Below are 16,788 nucleotides of genomic sequence, written 5' to 3'. Positions count from 1 at the left end.
CCGTGAAATTACTTTTTTTGTCCTGCATCCAATAAGCCCTTTCCACGCATCTATATGGGCACAAACACACAGTTCATGGAGATACGCATGCAACTAGCAGGTCTGGAAGGAGTTGGCGCAGGCCTGGCTGCGCTCGGCTTCTGGTTCTTTATTGCAGCCGTCATCATTGCCGGCATCTGGTACGACATCGCCAAACGGCGCACGCAACACGAGACCCTGCGGCGCATTGTCGAAAGCGGGCAGGCGATCGACGAAGACGTTCTGGACAAGGTCCTGGCGTCGACGACTGGCGGTGGGGCGCGGCTTGAGCGCGAGCTTATGGTCTACGGTCTGATCAGCCTGTTCGTGGCGCCCGGCATTGCCGTTCTCGCCTGGCTTGTCAGTCTGCAATACGCGCCGGCTTTCTACCCGATCCTCGGCGCGGCTTTCCTCGTCGGCTTTGCGGCCTTCGGGCTGATCGCGTCAGCGCGGTATGTTGCCCGCCGTGACGGGCAGGGCGATGACACCCGTTCTGGCCGCCTTGGCCGCTAGCGGTCAGGATGAAGCCGTTGGCGACATATGCGAAAGCCCCGGAGGCACTCGTTGCCGCCTTGGCAAAAAACGGCGATCGCCTTGCCTTTGAGGAGCTTGTGCGCCGCCGTCAATCATGGCTGCGCAACCTGATGCGACGCTTGTGCGGTGATCCCGCCCTGGCGGACGATCTTGCCCAGCAGGCCTTTCTCGAAGCCTGGCGTCATATGGGGAAGTTGCGGCAGCCCGGCAGTTTCGGCGCATGGCTCAAGCGGCTTGCCGTGAACGTCTGGCTTCAGCATTGCCGGCGCCGCGACCCCTTGAAGAATGCCGGGGATCCTGACGAAATTGCCGGACAGGCAGAACATTCCGCCGACCTTGCCTATGACCTTGACCGTGCACTTGCCGGCCTGTCCGAACCTGTCAGGCTTTGCATCGTTCTGTCGTACAGTGAAGGCATGAGCCATGCCGAAATTGCCGAACTCACCGGCCTGCCGGCAGGCACCGTCAAATCCCATATCCGCCGTGGAGCACAGCGTTTGAAAAAGGCGCTGTCCGCCTATGGCGGCACGACCAGTCACGGAGAACATTCATGACCGATGAACGTGATCGCGAACTGAACAGATTGTTTGCCGAGGCGGACAAACCACTGGACGGTGAGGCCTTTGCCACCTGGACCATGAGGTCGGCCGGAGACGGTCGCCGCCGGCACGTTGTCAAAATCCTTGTCGTGATTGTCGTGGTTTTGCTGGCGTCAATGCTTTTTGCGGCGCCCATGCAACAGGCAGCGATTCTGGTCATGAACGGCCTTGCAACGCCGCTTTTTACGATAGGCGACCCGGTCCTTGGCGCCGCGTTGCTTCCGGTCAACACCATCGCCACACCCTGCGCGCTCTTGTTTTTGATGTTGAGAGCTGCCCGGCGGCGATTGTTCCGCTGAAATCGCGACAGGTCCCTCGGACCAACGGCCTTGCAGAGCCTCCTGACAAAACGCTGTCAGGATGCAACTCGGCGCCGCCTTTACCTGTTTTGGCGGTCCCGTACATTTGAACAGGGTTTACGAAAGTTGAAAACGCCGACACCGGCGCGCCCGAATTCACCGTCACCTTGAACCTGCTGTCCGTGGCTTGGAGGGCATCAAAAGGTGCAGGTGCCATGGACCATCAGCAAACAAGCAAGGAGGCGAATTCCAGATAACGGCAGGAAATTAATCCCAATCCAGAATCAAGGACTGAAACAGTGACACCTGCAACGAATCTCGCCCCTTCAGCCGAAACGGGTATCAAGTTCTATCAATCCGTCCGCGCCCGCTCCGAGGCGCTCGTCAAAGGGCTGACGCCCGAAGATATGACACTCCAGTCGATGGAGGATGCCAGCCCGGCCAAGTGGCACCTGGCGCACACGACATGGTTCTTCGAGGAATTCATCCTCAAACCCCGTGTATCGAACTACCGCTCGCCCGATGAGCGCTTCGCGTTCCTTTTTAACTCCTATTATGTCCAGGCCGGACCAAGGCACATGCGTTCCAAGCGCGGAATGATCTCTCGTCCCGCCATTGAGGAAGTCCTGGCCTATCGCGCGCATGTCGACGACACAATGCGCCGACTTTTGTCGGAGGATCGTGAGGATGCGCACGAGATCCGCGACCTTGCCGAACTCGGCTGCCATCACGAGATGCAGCATCAGGAACTGCTGGTCACCGATCTCCTTCATGCGCTGTCGCACAATCCGCTGATGCCGGCCTACCGCGCGCCGGAGCCGATCCGCGTTGCGCGTGAACGTCCGCTGCAATGGATTGATCACGAAGGCGGGCTCGTTGAAATCGGACATGGCGGCGGCGGCTTCGCCTATGACTGCGAAGGACCGCGCCACAAGACCTATCTGCAGCCGTTCCGCCTTGCATCCCGGCCGGTGACAAATCGCGACTGGATCGCCTTCATGGATGATGGCGGCTACCGGACCGCAACGCTCTGGCTTTCGGACGGCTGGGCAAGATGTCAGCAGGAGGACTGGGATGCGCCGCTCTATTGGTGGCGTCAGGACGGTGAATGGTGGAGCTACACGCTGCGTGGCCCGCAACCGGTCAATCTCGAAGCGCCGGTCGTGCACGTCAGCTATTATGAAGCCGATGCCTTTGCCCGCTGGTCGGGAAAACGCCTGCCGACGGAAGCGGAGTGGGAAGTGGTCGCCCGCGAGCGGCCGATCCGCGGCAATTTCCTCGAATCTTCCAACTACAGGCCGATGCCGACCGATGTCAGGCCGCGTCGCTCTGCCGGTGAGCCGGAAGATGGAGAGCAATTCTGGGGCGATGTCTGGGAGTGGACGCAAAGCCCGTTTACCCCCTATCCGGGATTTCGTCCGCCCGAAGGCGCCATCGGCGAATATAACGGCAAGTTCATGTGTAATCAGTTCGTTCTTCGCGGCGGTTCCTGCGCAACGCCGCTGGAGCAGATGCGGGACTCGTACCGCACCTTCTTTTACCCGCACCAGCGCTGGCAGATGCTTGGCCTGCGCCTGGCGGATGATACGGTTGGCGGCGGTTCAGGACATCCGAGGGGCAAGAAGATCTCGACACAAACAGGTGATGTGGGAGAGGACTTTGCCGCCTCGATCCTGTCCGGGCTGACAACGCCGCGCAAGACGATAGAAGCCAAGTGGCTTTACGATGCTGAAGGCTCGGCCCTGTTCGATCAGATCACCGAACTTGAGGAGTATTATCCGACCCGCACAGAGACTGCCATCCTGAGCAATGAGGCACACCGGCTGGCCGCACATGTTCCCGAGGGCGCGGCGCTTGTGGAGCTTGGGAGCGGATCGAGCGTGAAGACGCGCCTGCTGCTTGATGCGCTGCCGTCATTGGGCGCATACGTGCCGGTGGACATCTCGGTGACGCATTTGGAGGCGGCGGCCGAGCGTCTTGCGGCGGATTACGTGTCGCTGGACGTGCATCCGGTCGTTGCCGATTTCACAAGCGCCTTTGCCATGCCGCAGGCGGTCGAATCGGCCCCGAAGGTGCTGTTCTTTCCCGGCTCGACCATCGGCAATTTTGAAATTGACGAGGCCGCGGAACTGATGGCCCGTTTGAGGAAGATTGAGGACGTCGACACTTTCGTGATCGGGTTTGATCTGGTCAAGGAGCGCAAGACGCTGCTTCGTGCCTATGACGACAGCGACGGTGTGACGGCCCGCTTCAACCTCAATCTTCTGAGCCGCATCAATCGTGAGCTCGAGGCCGATTTTGATGTTTCAGCTTTTACCCATCAGGCCTGCTGGAATGAAGACAGGAGCAGAATCGAGATGCATCTGGTCAGCAGTAGCGATCAGTCCGTCACCATAGCAGGCGAGACGGTGCGGTTTAGCGAGGGCGAGACGATCCATACGGAGAATTCTCACAAATATACACCGGAACGCTTCGAGGACATTGCGAACGAAGCAGGCTGGAGCCTTGCCGAATTGTGGATGGACGAAAACAACCATTTCGCGGTTGCCGTTCTCACCTGACCGGTTCCAGGCCAATCCGGTACCCGACCGTCTTCAATGACGGTCGGGGCTGTTTGTTCCTCATGGATAATGCTGTTGGGGCAGTGGCTGTGGCCGCGTACGACCGGTGACCGACAAGAACGATGCCAGCCGCATAATCAGGCGGTAGGAAGTAGCAAAAATGCTGTTCATGACATGTCTCCTTTACCGGGCGTAGCCGGTGCGCAGAGCGCTGCGGCTCGCCGCGTGCCACACAGTTGCGGACCGAATTGCGGCGATACAAGGCACATGCCACGAAAGTAGAATGCCGAACGCGTGGAAGCGTTGGCCCATCTGATCGATTGCGCCGGAAACCCGTCCGAAACGGTCGCCTAACGGCCCATCCATCCGCCGTCGACGACGAGGATTTCACCGTTGACATAATCCGATGCCGCCGATGCGAGGAATACGACCGGTCCGGCAAAGTCCTCCGGCTGGCCCCAGCGGCCTGCGGGTATACGTTCCAGGATCGCCTGATGGCGGTTCTGGTCCTGCCGAAGCGCTTCTGTGTTGTCGGTGGCGATATAGCCGGGAGCGATGGCGTTGACGTTGACCCCGGAGCCAGCCCATTCATTGGCGAGGGCTTTGGTCAACTGGCCAATGCCGCCCTTGGAGGCGGCGTAGCCGGGTACGGTAATTCCGCCCTGGAAAGTCAGCAGGGATGCGGTGAAGATGATTTTGCCGTGTCCGCGTTTGACCATGTCCTTGCCGATCTCTCGGCTGAGGACGAATTGCGATGACAAATTGACCTCGATCACCTCGTCCCACCATTCATCCGGATGATCCGCCGCCGGCTTTCGTTTGATGGTCCCGGCATTGTTGATCAGGATATCGGGCGCAATCCCGTCGGCTCTGAGTTGGCCTGTGAAATCCAGTAGTGCGCCGCGGTTGCTGAAATCACAACTATAACCGGTGAATGACCGCCCCATCGCACTCACGGACTGTTCGACTTCACTTCCCGGGGACAATGTCGCGCTGACGCCGACTATATCGGCACCCGCACCGGCAAGGGCTTCGGCCATGGCCCGTCCGATGCCGCGCTTTGCGCCGGTTACGAGTGCTGTTTTCCCGCTGAGATCAAAAGACTGCAAGACGTTCATGTGCTTAACTCACCTTGATCAGGCTTTTCATCGCCGTCGGATTTGTATCGAGTGATTCAAAAGCGCCCTGGATTTCGGAAAGCGGGCTGATATCGGTGATGATGGTATCGGCACTCATTGCGCCCGATGCCACAAGTGCGATGGCCTTTTCATAATCCACGGGCTCGTAGACCCGCGCCCCGATCAGCTGCAATTCGCGCCAGAAGAACTGGAAGAGATCGATCTGCGGCTTGGTCGCATGGATGGCGACCATGACGATGCGTGCCCGTGTGGCGGCGACGGCCGTCATCGCATCGACACCTTTTTGCGTTCCGGAGACCTCGAACACGACATCCGCGCCTTTGCCGTTCGTGGCTGAAAGGACTTCTGCGCTCAGATCCTGTTCGACCGGATTGATCGTGGCAAACCCAAGCGCCCCGGCGATCGCCAGCCGGTTCGGGTTGACTTCTGAAACAATGACCTTGCCGCCTGCATCGCGCGCTACGAGCGCCACAAGCATGCCGATCGGCCCGCCGCCAATCACGACAACATCCTCGCCCTTGGTCAATTCGGACAGGCGCACATCGTGGCAGGCGACCGCGACGGGTTCGACAAGGGCCGCATGGTCCATGGGCATGTCGTCGGGCAGGGTATGCACGGTAAAGGCCGGCACGGTCCAGACTTCCTGCATCGCGCCGTCGGTGTCCAGTCCGAGAAATTTCAGGTTGTGACAGATATGTTCATGGCCGGCGAGGCAGGCGGGGCATTTTCCGCAGTGGCTCAGCGGCCTGACAGTCACCTTCTGGCCGACGGAAAATCCATCCACCCCATCGCCAAGGGCGGCCACGGTACCGGACATTTCGTGGCCGAGTACCCTGTTATGACCGACACGCGCATCCATATTGCCGTGAAAGACATGCATGTCGGTCCCGCATATCCCGCAATAGGCAACCTTTATGGCGACCTCTCCAGCTCCTGGTGAAACGGTCTCGGCCGCGTCAAGCGTAAAGCTCTTGCTGCCCTTGTAGTAGCCGGCCTTGTGCTTGGTCGTCATCGCGGTCCTGATCCTCCTGGCCCTGTAGGCCGCTCCCGCTGCGGCTGACCCGTGCGGGGTCCGGCGGCTCAAACGTGCACTCGGATTTGAGTGCTTGACTAATCAGTATATGAAAATATGTTTTATATACGGTTCAATCGGAGTCAAGTTCAAATGAAGCCGCTGGAAGGACTTAAAGTTCTGGATTTCGCCCAGTTCCTGGCCGGCCCGATGGCGGCGCTCAGGCTCGCCGATCTCGGTGCGGAAGTGATAAAGGTAGAACGGCCGGGAGTGGGCGATCTGTGCCGATCGCTGGTCATTGCAGACCAGAAGGCCGGTGAAGACAGTCTCCTGTTTCATACGATCAACCGGAACAAGAAGAGCGTTGCGGCGGACCTGAAAAACCCGGCGGATCTTGAACGGATCAAGGAACTGCTGAAGTCCGTGGATGTCCTGATCCACAACTTCCGGCCGGGTGTCATGGAAAGGATCGGTCTGGACTGGGAGACGGTCCGTGCCGTCAACCCGCGGCTGGTCTATGGTGCGGTGACCGGCTATGGCACCGAGGGGCCATGGGTCGAAAAACCCGGGCAGGATCTGCTGGTTCAGTCGCTGACGGGCATGCCCTGGCTGTCGGGAGACGGCGATATGCCGCCCGTGCCCGCAGGCTTTGCCGCCCTCGACATCACATGCGGCAACCATCTGGTACAGGGCATCATGGCCGCATTGCTCAGGCGCGAGCGGACGGGCGAGGGTGGTCTTGTCGAGGTTGACCTGATGTCTTCGTCAATCGACATGCAGTTCGAACTGTTTACGGCGTTTCTCAACGGTGACGGTGCAATGGCACCGCGCGGCAAGGTCAGCAATGCGAATATCTCCGTTGGTGCGCCTTACGGAATTTACAAATGCAAGGACGGTTATCTGGCGATTGCCATGACGCCGATCGCAAAGCTTGCCGAACTGATCGACTGCAGGGAACTGGAGCCGTTTGCAGACCCGGATGATGCACTTCGCCTGCGCGATGATATCAAGGCTATCCTGCGCGATCACCTCTTGACGCAAGACGTGCGCTATTGGCTGGACCGGCTGGAGCCGGCCGATATCTGGTGCGCCGCGGTTCTTGATTGGCCGGCCTTGCTCGAAACGGAAGGTTTTGCCGCACTTGATATGGTGCAGGACATTACGACACCTGACGGCGCGACCGCGTCAACGACCCGCTGCCCGATCCGTATCGATGGCGAGGTTTTCAAATCCGGCCGCGGCGGCCCGGCGCTGGGCGCCGATACGGGTGAATTTCTGACGTAAAAACCTGATGCCTCCACAGGCCGGCGGGATCAGCCCTCGGCCTCGAAATTCTCCGGATGACGGTATTTGACCGTTTGCAGATGTTCGGCATAGAGCGCCAGTTCGCCCTCATTCTTGAACACCTCATAGGAAACCTTGACGAGGCCCAGTTCCTTGTATTTCGGCCGTTTTTCCAGATGCGTACGGACTGTGAAAATCGTGTCACCGATGAACACCGGTTTGATGAAGCGCAGTTTGTCGTAACCGTATGAAAACGTGTTGACATTGTTGTTTGCCATCAGGCCGAGGCCATAGCTGAAAACCATCGCTCCGGCGACCAGCCGCTTGCCGAACAATCCTTCGTTTGAGGTGAAAATGTCATCGGCGACATAAGGGTGGTTGTCCATCACAAGGCTGTTGAAGAGCATGCACTCGCCCTCCGAGATCGTGCGCCGGATGGACCGCACTTTTTCACCGACCTTGAAATCCTCGTAGAGCCATGTCTCCACATTGTAGAGAGGGATCTCATCTTGATCTGCGTAGTAGCTTGCTTCGGACAACTTTGCCTCCATGGTGTCGGGCCGGTTGGCTTCCGGCTCATGCATATCTTACGTGACGGGCAGGCATGCCGGCCCGATCGGTTCAAAACTCTTGTAGGTCAGGATGAATTCGCGATGGCCGATGGCCTCGGACTTTGTCGTCTCGCCGCCCGCAACGTCCTGGATCAGTTCAAAGATCTCGTCGGCGACACCGTCGATGCTCATGTGCCCGTCGACAATCGCACCGGCGTTTACGTCCATATCCGCCTCGAGTGAGCGGTATGTTTCCGGATTTGCGCAGATTTTGATAACCGGGGCGATCGCCGATCCGACAACCGACCCGCGGCCTGTCACAAACAGGGTCAGATGCGCGCCAGAGGCAATCATCTCGGTGATTTCCGCATTGTCGGCAATATTGGGAAAGCCGAAACGGACGGGTCCGTCGGGCACGACATCCATCAGATAAAGCCCGCCCTTCGGTGGCGTGTCTCCCGGCTTTAAAATGCCGCTGATCGGTGCCTCACCCGATTTCACATAGGCGCCCAGCGACTTTTCCTCGATTGTCGACAATCCGCCAGTGGCATTCCCCGCAGCAAAGCTCCCATATCCAAGGGCCGCATAATAGGCCGCCGCCTTGTCGACTGATTGCTTGATGAGTTCGCCAAGTTCCGGAGTGATCGCGCGCTCCGCCATCAGATGCTCACAGCCGATCAACTCGCCCGTTTCCTCGAATATGCAGGCTGCGCCTTCGGCAACGAGGCGGTCAAAGGCGCGTCCTGCCGCCGGATTTCCAGATATGCCGCTGGTTCCGTCCGAGCCGCCGCAGATGGTCCCGACAACAAGGTCGGAGACACCCATCTCCACCTTTGGCACGTCGGCGATTTCCTCAAGCGCGGCGCGGACGAAGTCCCGACCGCTCTTGATCGTAGCGGCGGTGCCGCCGTTTCTTTGAATGACCAGCGTCTCGACCGGCCGGCCGGAGGCTTCAATGACCTCTGAAAGCCGCCGGCGGTTGAAGCTCTCGCAGCCAAGGGAAACAAGAAGCACCGCGCCGACATTCGGGTGTGTACAGAGCTTCTCCATCATTGTCTGGGCATAGGCGTTCGGAAAGCAGCCCGGAAAGCCGATAAGGTGGACCTCCTCATCGTCAAAGGGTCGAACGATCTTGTCGGCAACGAAATGTGCGCATTCGACGAGATAGGCAACCGCGACCGCATTGCGGATACCCTTTCGCCCGTCCTTTCGAAGATAGCCTTGCCACGTCTTATTCATTGCTTGATTCCGCCTGGTCTTCATGATGATAGGTCGGTGTGTATCGGCTCTCGATATTGTGGACGTGCACATGTTCGCCGGCCGCAATATCGGTGATCGCCGTGCCTATGGGCATACCGTACTTGATCACCAGACTTCCCTTTTCGATCAGGCGCTCGGCGACCTTGTGGGCCATGCCCACCGCACACAAACATGTAACTGGTCCCTCATCGGTTTCAAACCGGTCGCCCCGTTCGACAGGACGCAGCGCGACACGGACGTTATCCTTCGGGTGAAGTTTCAAAAACGCGCTCATCAGGCTTTCCGCATTTCGACAAGATAGATGTGTTCGGTAGCAAGCACGGTTTCATCGTTCTGATTGAGCACTTCGACTTTCTCGAAGACCTGACCCATCCCTTCGCGTTTCGGGTCGGGATGTTTGCGGTCGATGGTCAGCCGCGTGCGGATCGTGTCGCCGATATGAACCGGTTTCACAAATCTCAGGCGGTCGTAACCATAGGAGAACGCGACCGGGTTGATCTCGCTTGCGCTGAGGCCGATGCCGATCGCAAACACCATCGTGCCATGTGCGACACGCTGTCCGAATTCCTGTGTCTTACACCACTCCTTGTCCATGTGGTGCGGGAAGAAGTCGCCTGTATGTCCGGCGTGAACGACAAAATCCGTTTCGGTGATCGTGCGCCCGAAGGTCTCCCGGAAATGGCCGATCTCATAGTCCTCGAAATAGATTTCCTGAATGTTCACTGCGGTCTCCTTGCGATTGGGTGGGCTTCGCTGGCGCTGCTTTCATAGGCGGCTTCGACAAGGGCCATGGTCGACCAGGCGTCTTCAACGCTTCCGATCAGCGTGTCGTCCTCGCCGCTTGCAAAGCGCTGGAGCTGGCTCATCCGGCTGGCGAACGCATCCGGGAACCAGGTTCCGCTCAGCGTGACGGTTTCCCAGCCGTCTCCTGTGTTGATCTCCAATATGTCCGCCTCGCCTTTGGGGTAATCGAGATTAACGCCAAGCTGCAGGTAGGCAGCGCCCCTGGTGCCGCAAATGCGGAATTCACAGGCCTGATATTTGCGGCCGAACGCGTGATTGTGATTGATCGACAAGGCGCAGCGCAACTCATCGCCATAATCCAGAATGGCGGCGGTGCGTGTCTGGGCAATCTTTGAGGATGGATGCCCCAAGGTCTTGGCGTGGATGCCTTTCGGATCGCCGAGCAATCCTCGGATCAGATCCAGATAGTGGATTGAATGAAGACTGATCTCAACGCGCGGCAGCGGCTCCAGAAACTTCCACAGGCCCCAGGGCGTGTCGAGTGCAAGCCAGGCATCGAAATCGACAATGTCGCCGAGAAGCCCGCGTTCTATCGCATCCTGCAAGGCCAGTGTGATGGGGGCAAACCGGAGCTGGAAATTCACCGCCGCCTTCAGCTTTCTGCGGCGGCAGATTTGAAGGATTTCTGTAGCCTCCTCAAGATCACTGCCCATCGGCTTTTGAATGAGCACCGCGGAACCCTCGGGCAGAATCTCCAGGATATTGGCAATCGCGGCCGGAGGCGTGGCAAGGTCAAAGACGACATCGCCTGCCGATGCCGCTTCCTGCGGTGAGCCATAGGCAGCGATACCATGGGCCATTGCCAGGTCGCGCGTCTTGTCCAGATCCGGATCGAAGACACCGGCCACCCGATAGCCGGCCCTCGCATAGGCCGGCAGATGTGCGTCGGTCACAATGGAACCGGCCCCGAAAATGACGATCGGTTTCGGATCCGTTGCTTTTGGCCAGTGCTGTCGAAAATTCTGCGTCATGGCTAATCGAGGTGAAAGACCTCCTCCATCATCGCCCACCACTCGTCCGGTCCGCGATGCTCGAAGGGTTTCTGGCAGGGCATGCACACATCCCACCAGCGCTGGGTTTCCGGATCAGCGGCCATCTTGGCCGCGTCGGCGGCAAAATCCGTTCCGTGATATTCCCAATAACCGAAGAGAATGTTTTCCGGCTCCTTGAGGAAAATCGAATAGTTGCGGATGTTGCATTCGGTGATCATTTTCAGGACACCCGGCCAGACATCGGCGTGCAGCGTCTTGTATTCCTGGACCTTTTCGGCGTTAAGGCCGATTGCCATTCCCATTCTCTGCATTGCCGCTCCACCTTTCCGGTCAGTTGGTCACCCGGGCGCTGAGCCCGTCAATGCGCGCCGCGTTCAACAAGTCCTCGTCCCACGCAATCCCGAGGCCCGGTGCATCGGACGCAAAAGCGCGGCCTGCCTCCATGCGCATCGGCTCGGCCGTCAGGTTGTCGATCTGCGGAATATACTCCAGCCACGGTGCGTTGGGGATTGCGCACACAAGGCTGACATGAAGTTCCATAAGAAAATGCGGGCAGACGGGCACGTTGAAGGCCTCAGCCATGTGCGCAACCTTCATCCACGGCGTGATGCCGCCGATGCGGGCAACATCCACCTGGACGATGCTTGCGCCGCCGGTTGTCAGATAATCCTTGAATTGCGACAGGGAATACATGCTTTCCCCTACGGCGATTGGAACCGACGTTGAGGCCGCGAGCCGTACATGTTCCATAACATCGTCTGCGGGCATCGGTTCTTCGAACCAGGCAATGCCCATTTCCTCAAGCACCTTTGCCCGCCGCGTGGCCTCGGCCCGGGAAAAGCACTGATTGGCATCGACCATGATTTCATAATCCGGGCCGACCGCCTCGCGTACCGCTGCCAGACGCTCGCGGTCTTCCGACAGATGCGGCCGTCCGATCTTGATCTTCGATCCTGAAAAGCCCAGAGATTTCGCCTCGACGGCGTCGGAGACAAGATCCTCGGTCGGGATATGCAGCCAACCGCCTTCGGTCGTGTACATGGGTACGGACGCCTTGGCGCCGCCCAGCATGCGCCATAGCGGCAGTCCGGCCCGTTTGCAGCGCAGGTCCCATAGGGCCGTGTCGATCGCCGCAAGCGCCAGAGAGGTGATCGCCCCGACTGCAGTGGCATGGGTCGAGAACAGCAGGTCGCGCCAGATGCGCCCGATATCTTCAGCCTCCCGGCCGATGAGCTGCGGCACCAGAGTCTCGCGCAGCAGCGACATCACGGCTGGTCCGCCCTGGCCGATCGTGTAGGAATATCCAAGACCGCTCGCGCCGTCCTCGTCTGTCACCCGCACGAAAGGCGTCTCCTGACTGACGAAACTCTGAATGGCGTCAACCCGTTTCACCTTGGGCTGAAGGTTCGCCATGAAGATTTCTATCTCGGTGATCCGGGCCATGGCTCTATCTCAGGCTCTTTTGGGTTTCGGCGTCAAACAGGTGACAGCGGGTCAGGTCGAGCTGAAAGGTCAGCCGTTCACCGTCTTCGACGGGGCGCGGGTTCAGCATCTTTGCCTGAACCTCCTTGCCGGCGAGCGAACCGAAGAGAAGGGTCTCGGTGCCGAGCGGCTCGGACAGGTTCACCGTCATGTCGAATTCGGCATATTCGCCTTCCATCTGCATGGCATGACCGGCAAGCATGAAATTGTCGGCGCGAAAGCCGAGGATCACCTGCTGTCCTTCCTGTACATTGCCGGCAAACTGCTGCGGCAGTTTCGAAACCGGACCGCCGTCGAGCGCAAGCTGCCCTTCCTTGACCTGAGCGGAGAGCAGGTTCATCGGCGGCGAACCGATGAAGGTGGCCACGAAGGTGTTGGCCGGATTTTCAAAAACGTCGAGCGGCGTGCCGACCTGCTCGATATGGCCGTCGCGCATGATCACGATCCGGTCCGCCAGCGTCATCGCCTCGACCTGGTCATGCGTGACATAGACGATGGTGGATTTGACTTTCTGATGCAGTTTCTTGATCTCGGTCCGCATTTGCGTGCGCAGCTTGGCATCAAGGTTGGAAAGTGGCTCGTCGAACAAAAACACATCGGGATGGCGAACAATCGCCCGGCCCATTGCGACCCGTTGCCTTTGGCCGCCGGAAAGCGTGCCGGGCTTGCGGTCCATGAATTCGCTCAGGTTCAGGATGTTGGCAGCCTCCTTGACCGCCTCGTCGATCTCCGCCTGTGGCCGTTTGGCGATCTGCAGCGAAAAGCCAAGATTTTCCCGCACGGTCATGTGCGGATAGAGCGCATAGTTCTGAAACACCATGGAGATGTTCCGCTTGCGCGGCGGCAGGTCGTTGACGACCCTTTCTCCGATGGACACCTTTCCGTCGGAAATGGCTTCCAGCCCGGCGATCATCCGAAGCGTGGTGGATTTTCCGCAGCCGGAAGGCCCAACCAGGACCACGAACTCATTGTCCTCGATCTCAAGATTGATGCCGTGGACGACCTGAACCGAGCCATAACTCTTAACGACGTCCCGCAGGCGAACCTGTGCCATTTCTTATCCTTTCACGCCGCCGAAGGTCAGCCCGGCAATGAGGTGTTTCTGCACGATGAATGTGAGGATGAGCGCGGGTATGATCATCAGAACCGCCAGCGCACACATGCCGCCCCAGTTGATGGTGAACTCGCTGGTGAAATCGCGCAGTCCGACCGGCATCGTCTTTGAAAAGGTCGATCGGGTCAGCTGACTGGCAAGCGCATATTCGTTCCACGATGTCAGGAAAGCAAAAATGCCGGCTGACGCGATCCCGGCGCGCGCCACGGGAAACTCCACCTTCCAGAAAGCCTGCCATCGTGTGCAGCCGTCGATTTCAGCCGCATGGGCGAGATCGATCGGAACCTGGCGGAAGAAGCCGTCAATCAGCCAGATGGTGAAGGGCACGTTCAATGCGATATAGACGAGGATCAGGCCGATATGGGTGTCGATCAGCCCGGTCTTTGCCATGACAATGAACAAGGGCAACGACAGCGACACGCCCGGAACGGCACGGGTCAGCATGAGCCCGATGAAGATGGCCGCCTTGCCCTTGAATTGATAGCGCGCAAACGCGTAGCCGCCGGCCATGCCGATCAGAACGGCAATGAGCGTCGACGTCACCGAGATGATCAGCGAGTTGGTGAAATATTGCAGCACCGGCACGCCGCCTTCGCCGACGGCGCCGAACATGGCGCGGTAATTGTCGAGATTGAGTTCGCTCGGTATCCACACCGGTGGCTTGGCCATGATCTCCACGGTCGGCCGCAGTGAATTCAGCACCACCCAAAGACCGGGAATGCAGATAATGCACATGGCGATGAACAGGGCGACCAGATGAAGGACCTTGGCGGTCTGCGCTTGTATGCGGTGTTTGAGGTTCTGGTCCATGATTACCTCGCCATTCCGAGTTCAGCGCGCGCGGCGTTGAGCTTGCGGAAGAAATAGATGGTGAATGCGATGGCCAGGAAAATCGAAACATACGCCATGGCATTGGCGTAGCCCATTTTCGCGTCCACATAGCCGGTGCGCCCGATCAGCGTCCAAAGCAGTTCGGTCCGGCGGGCAGGCCCGCCATTGGTCATGATCTGCACAATGTCATAGGCGCGCGCCACGTCCAGCGAGCGGATCGCCAGAGCGATATAGATGAACGGCATGATGTAGGGCAGGGTGATGTGCCTGAAGCTTTGCCAGGGTGTACATCCGTCCACCTTTGCTGCCTCAATCGGGTCGCGCGGTACGGCAAAAAGCCCGGCGAGGATGAGGATCGCGAAGACGGATGTCGAAGACCACATCTCTGCGACAAGGATCGAGATAAAGGCCAGTTGCCCGTCGACAAGCCAGGGAATGGCGACATCGGTCAGGCCGAGTGACTGAAGCGCATTGTTCACCAGCCCGACATTGTCGTTGAAAATGAACTTGAACTGGAAGCCGACCAGAACCGGAGAGAACATCATCGGAAACATCATGATGGTGCGCAGGGCGCGCTGGCCGTAGGTCACCTTGTTGACAAGCAGCGCCAGGCCGAGGCCCATCAGCATTTCAAGGTTGAGCGCAATGGTCAGGAGAAGGACCGTGCGTCCGAATGCGGCCCAGAAATGGGCGCTTGTCACCGCCTTTTCATAGTTGAAGAGGCCGATCCATTTGTAGAGCGTTTCGGGCCGCGTCAACCGATATGGCGTGAAGCTCGAATACAGCGAAAGGATCAGCGGGATCAGTACAACCGCTACCAGAATGATGATTGCCGGCAGCAGCAGCACGAACCAAGTGGGTAGGCGGGAGCGCACCATTGCTCGAGTCCTTGGTTTCGAACCGGAAGGTTTCTCTATTCGGGTCGTGCCCGGCGGTCAGGCGGTCGGAGGGGCGCGGTGCGCCCCTCCAGTCTTGGGAGACTTAGTAGACGCCGTTTTCCTGCATCATCTCGTCAACGGCTTCGGATGCATCCGAGAGAGCCTCGTCGATCGATTTGTCACCCAGGATCGCGGCCTGCAATTCCGGGAAGATCAGGTTGGTCGCTTCGATCCAGTACGGGGTCTGCGGAGCCGGGAAGGCGTGGCTGGCCGCCGTCTGGAAGGCTTCCAGGACTTCCTTGCGATAAGCATCGCCCTCAGCCGAAGCCACGACATGGTCCCAAACCGCCGTGCGGGTCGGCAACGGGCCGGCAGAGCTCTCGAGCTTCTGGCTGTCCTCGTTGGTCAACCAGGCGACGAGCGAGGCGGCAGCCTCCTTGTTGTCGCAGGCTTCGGTAACCGAGAAGCCATGGTGACCAGACCATCCGGTGCGCACACCGGCGCTGCCGGCAGGCTGAACCTTCACGCCGACATTACCTGCGGCCTTCGAGGTGTCTTCACCGTTGAAGAAGGCTGCCCAGCCCGGCCAATCCAGATTGAGGGCGATGGTGCCTGATGCAAAGCCCTGGCCAAGGTCATCCCACAGATATGATGTGGTTCCAGGCGGCACGGCGCCTGCCTGATAAAGATCGACGAACCATTTCAGAGCCCGCTTGCCCGCGTCCGAGTTAAAGGCCGGCGACCAGTCTTCGTTGAACAGCTGGCCGCCCTCGGCCACCACAAGCTCGTAGAAACGGCCGACAATGGCCTCGTCCTTGCCGGCATATTGGGTGCCGTAGAAGTTCGGCGCATCGGTAAAGAAGATCGCCTGTTCCTTGTATTCGTCCCAGGTGTCCGGCGGCGTCAGTTCGCGGCCGGTCTTTTCCATATAGGCCTTCTTGTTGTCCTCGTTCTCGTAAACGGACTTCAGATAATAAAGAGCCGAGACGTCGAATTGAGCACGTGGCAGCATCACCAGCGCATCGCCGATTTTTGAGGCGGCGATGTTCGAAGGCACATACTCGGCGATGAACTCATCCGACAGATAGGGTGTCAGATCGGTATAGAGGCTCGGATATTGTGAAGCGAATGAGGAGTGATTGGAGCCAACGCACCATCCAAGGGTGCCTGCCGCCAGATCGGACTTGAACTCCTTGTCCAGTTCAAAGTGGTTCTTCTTTGAAATGACCTGGACTTTTGCGCCGGTTTCGGCCTCCCATTCCGCGATCCGGGCATAGAGAGCCTCATATTGCTGCCCGCCGATCAGCTTGGCCTGAAGGGTAATCCCGTCAAACTCGCCTGCCACCGCATGGCCGGCAAGCCCCATCAGCGCCGATGCGCCAAGTAATAGTGTTAACTTCGCTTTTTTCATAGTTTCCTCCCGGTTGGCT

Annotated in this window: 18 protein-coding genes; 5 read left to right on the top strand and 13 right to left on the bottom strand. The window is 58.9% G+C overall.

Annotation, left to right across the window (positions count from 1 at the left end):
• Positions 1-87: 87 nt before the first annotated feature.
• From OQ273_RS14415 to egtB, 4 genes are all read left to right on the top strand, one after another.
• Positions 88-531: a hypothetical protein gene (locus OQ273_RS14415; protein WP_267991191.1), complete on the top strand. Its 444-nt coding sequence runs from the start codon at positions 88-90 to the stop codon at positions 529-531.
• A 17-nt stretch (positions 532-548) separates the two neighbouring features.
• Positions 549-1,106 carry an RNA polymerase sigma factor gene (locus OQ273_RS14410; RefSeq protein WP_267991190.1) on the top strand — a complete coding sequence of 186 codons (558 nt, stop codon included), beginning with the start codon at positions 549-551 and terminating at the stop codon, positions 1,104-1,106.
• Positions 1,103-1,450: a hypothetical protein gene (locus OQ273_RS14405; RefSeq protein ID WP_267991189.1), complete on the top strand. Its 348-nt coding sequence runs from the start codon at positions 1,103-1,105 to the stop codon at positions 1,448-1,450. The genes OQ273_RS14410 and OQ273_RS14405 overlap by 4 nt, the downstream gene beginning before the upstream one ends.
• 299 nt (positions 1,451-1,749) lie before the next feature.
• The gene (gene egtB / locus OQ273_RS23695; protein ID WP_333781690.1) at positions 1,750-4,011 is read left to right on the top strand and encodes an ergothioneine biosynthesis protein EgtB; all 2,262 of its coding nucleotides are present in this window, start codon (positions 1,750-1,752) and stop codon (positions 4,009-4,011) included.
• A 350-nt stretch (positions 4,012-4,361) separates the two neighbouring features.
• Here the strand turns inward: egtB and OQ273_RS14390 are convergent, their stop codons facing one another.
• Together OQ273_RS14390 and OQ273_RS14385 are read right to left on the bottom strand one after the other, a co-directional pair.
• Positions 4,362-5,129: an SDR family oxidoreductase gene (locus tag OQ273_RS14390; protein WP_267991188.1), complete on the bottom strand. Its 768-nt coding sequence runs from the start codon at positions 5,127-5,129 to the stop codon at positions 4,362-4,364.
• A gap of 4 nt (positions 5,130-5,133) precedes the next feature.
• The gene (locus tag OQ273_RS14385; protein WP_267991187.1) at positions 5,134-6,162 is read right to left on the bottom strand and encodes a zinc-dependent alcohol dehydrogenase; all 1,029 of its coding nucleotides are present in this window, start codon (positions 6,160-6,162) and stop codon (positions 5,134-5,136) included.
• A gap of 153 nt (positions 6,163-6,315) precedes the next feature.
• Between OQ273_RS14385 and OQ273_RS14380 the strand changes: the two genes are divergently transcribed.
• Positions 6,316-7,446 (top strand): CaiB/BaiF CoA transferase family protein, encoded by a 1,131-nt coding sequence (locus OQ273_RS14380; RefSeq protein ID WP_267991186.1) that lies wholly within the window; start codon positions 6,316-6,318, stop codon positions 7,444-7,446.
• A gap of 29 nt (positions 7,447-7,475) precedes the next feature.
• Here OQ273_RS14380 and OQ273_RS14375 read toward each other — a convergent pair whose 3' ends face one another.
• The 11 genes from OQ273_RS14375 to OQ273_RS14325 all read right to left on the bottom strand — a co-directional run bounded on the left by OQ273_RS14375 (position 7,476) and on the right by OQ273_RS14325 (position 16,769).
• Positions 7,476-7,985, bottom strand: a complete 510-nt coding sequence (locus OQ273_RS14375; RefSeq protein ID WP_267991185.1) for a MaoC family dehydratase — start codon at positions 7,983-7,985, stop codon at positions 7,476-7,478.
• 48 nt (positions 7,986-8,033) lie between these two features.
• Positions 8,034-9,236: a UxaA family hydrolase gene (locus OQ273_RS14370; RefSeq protein ID WP_267991184.1), complete on the bottom strand. Its 1,203-nt coding sequence runs from the start codon at positions 9,234-9,236 to the stop codon at positions 8,034-8,036.
• Positions 9,229-9,531, bottom strand: coding sequence for a UxaA family hydrolase (locus OQ273_RS14365; RefSeq protein ID WP_267991183.1), 303 nt, complete (start codon positions 9,529-9,531; stop codon positions 9,229-9,231). Before OQ273_RS14365 ends, OQ273_RS14370 begins: the two co-directional genes overlap by 8 nt.
• Complete coding sequence (locus tag OQ273_RS14360) at positions 9,531-9,980, bottom strand: MaoC/PaaZ C-terminal domain-containing protein (protein WP_267991182.1); 450 nt, start codon at positions 9,978-9,980, stop codon at positions 9,531-9,533. The genes OQ273_RS14365 and OQ273_RS14360 overlap by 1 nt, the downstream gene beginning before the upstream one ends.
• Complete coding sequence (locus OQ273_RS14355) at positions 9,977-11,032, bottom strand: Gfo/Idh/MocA family protein (RefSeq protein ID WP_267991181.1); 1,056 nt, start codon at positions 11,030-11,032, stop codon at positions 9,977-9,979. The genes OQ273_RS14360 and OQ273_RS14355 overlap by 4 nt, the downstream gene beginning before the upstream one ends.
• 2 nt (positions 11,033-11,034) lie before the next feature.
• Entirely contained in the window at positions 11,035-11,364 is a 330-nt protein-coding gene (locus OQ273_RS14350) for an L-rhamnose mutarotase (protein ID WP_267991180.1), read from the bottom strand.
• 19 nt (positions 11,365-11,383) lie between these two features.
• Positions 11,384-12,496 carry a mandelate racemase/muconate lactonizing enzyme family protein gene (locus OQ273_RS14345; protein WP_267991179.1) on the bottom strand — a complete coding sequence of 371 codons (1,113 nt, stop codon included), beginning with the start codon at positions 12,494-12,496 and terminating at the stop codon, positions 11,384-11,386.
• Positions 12,497-12,500: 4 nt separating this feature from the next.
• Positions 12,501-13,589 carry an ABC transporter ATP-binding protein gene (locus tag OQ273_RS14340; RefSeq protein WP_267991178.1) on the bottom strand — a complete coding sequence of 363 codons (1,089 nt, stop codon included), beginning with the start codon at positions 13,587-13,589 and terminating at the stop codon, positions 12,501-12,503.
• Positions 13,590-13,592: 3 nt separating this feature from the next.
• Positions 13,593-14,459: a carbohydrate ABC transporter permease gene (locus OQ273_RS14335; protein WP_267991177.1), complete on the bottom strand. Its 867-nt coding sequence runs from the start codon at positions 14,457-14,459 to the stop codon at positions 13,593-13,595.
• Positions 14,460-14,461: 2 nt separating this feature from the next.
• Complete coding sequence (locus OQ273_RS14330) at positions 14,462-15,358, bottom strand: carbohydrate ABC transporter permease (RefSeq protein WP_267991176.1); 897 nt, start codon at positions 15,356-15,358, stop codon at positions 14,462-14,464.
• 103 nt (positions 15,359-15,461) lie between these two features.
• Positions 15,462-16,769 carry an ABC transporter substrate-binding protein gene (locus OQ273_RS14325; protein ID WP_267991175.1) on the bottom strand — a complete coding sequence of 436 codons (1,308 nt, stop codon included), beginning with the start codon at positions 16,767-16,769 and terminating at the stop codon, positions 15,462-15,464.
• Between the last annotated feature and the right edge of the window lie 19 nt (positions 16,770-16,788).

The sequence above is a fragment of the Hoeflea prorocentri genome, assembly GCF_027944115.1.
In the GTDB taxonomy this organism is placed as follows: domain Bacteria; phylum Pseudomonadota; class Alphaproteobacteria; order Rhizobiales; family Rhizobiaceae; genus Hoeflea_A; species Hoeflea_A prorocentri.
The sequence above is the reverse complement of the archived record's forward strand: the minus strand, read 5'-3'. Positions and strand labels throughout refer to the sequence as shown.

Bases quoted from the DNA above. Each gene is read 5' to 3' on its own strand.
- OQ273_RS14415 (WP_267991191.1), top strand. From the start codon at position 88: ATGCAACTAGCAGGTCTGGAAGGAGTTGGCGCAGGCCTGGCTGCGCTC.
- OQ273_RS14405 (WP_267991189.1), top strand. From the start codon at position 1,103: ATGACCGATGAACGTGATCGCGAACTGAACAGATTGTTTGCCGAGGCG.
- OQ273_RS14390 (WP_267991188.1), bottom strand. From the start codon at position 5,129: ATGAACGTCTTGCAGTCTTTTGATCTCAGCGGGAAAACAGCACTCGTA.
- OQ273_RS14385 (WP_267991187.1), bottom strand. From the start codon at position 6,162: ATGACGACCAAGCACAAGGCCGGCTACTACAAGGGCAGCAAGAGCTTT.
- OQ273_RS14380 (WP_267991186.1), top strand. From the start codon at position 6,316: ATGAAGCCGCTGGAAGGACTTAAAGTTCTGGATTTCGCCCAGTTCCTG.
- OQ273_RS14370 (WP_267991184.1), bottom strand. From the start codon at position 9,236: ATGAATAAGACGTGGCAAGGCTATCTTCGAAAGGACGGGCGAAAGGGT.
- OQ273_RS14365 (WP_267991183.1), bottom strand. From the start codon at position 9,531: ATGAGCGCGTTTTTGAAACTTCACCCGAAGGATAACGTCCGTGTCGCG.
- OQ273_RS14355 (WP_267991181.1), bottom strand. From the start codon at position 11,032: ATGACGCAGAATTTTCGACAGCACTGGCCAAAAGCAACGGATCCGAAA.
- OQ273_RS14350 (WP_267991180.1), bottom strand. From the start codon at position 11,364: ATGCAGAGAATGGGAATGGCAATCGGCCTTAACGCCGAAAAGGTCCAG.
- OQ273_RS14345 (WP_267991179.1), bottom strand. From the start codon at position 12,496: ATGGCCCGGATCACCGAGATAGAAATCTTCATGGCGAACCTTCAGCCC.
- OQ273_RS14340 (WP_267991178.1), bottom strand. From the start codon at position 13,589: ATGGCACAGGTTCGCCTGCGGGACGTCGTTAAGAGTTATGGCTCGGTT.
- OQ273_RS14335 (WP_267991177.1), bottom strand. From the start codon at position 14,459: ATGGACCAGAACCTCAAACACCGCATACAAGCGCAGACCGCCAAGGTC.
- OQ273_RS14330 (WP_267991176.1), bottom strand. From the start codon at position 15,358: ATGGTGCGCTCCCGCCTACCCACTTGGTTCGTGCTGCTGCTGCCGGCA.
- OQ273_RS14325 (WP_267991175.1), bottom strand. From the start codon at position 16,769: ATGAAAAAAGCGAAGTTAACACTATTACTTGGCGCATCGGCGCTGATG.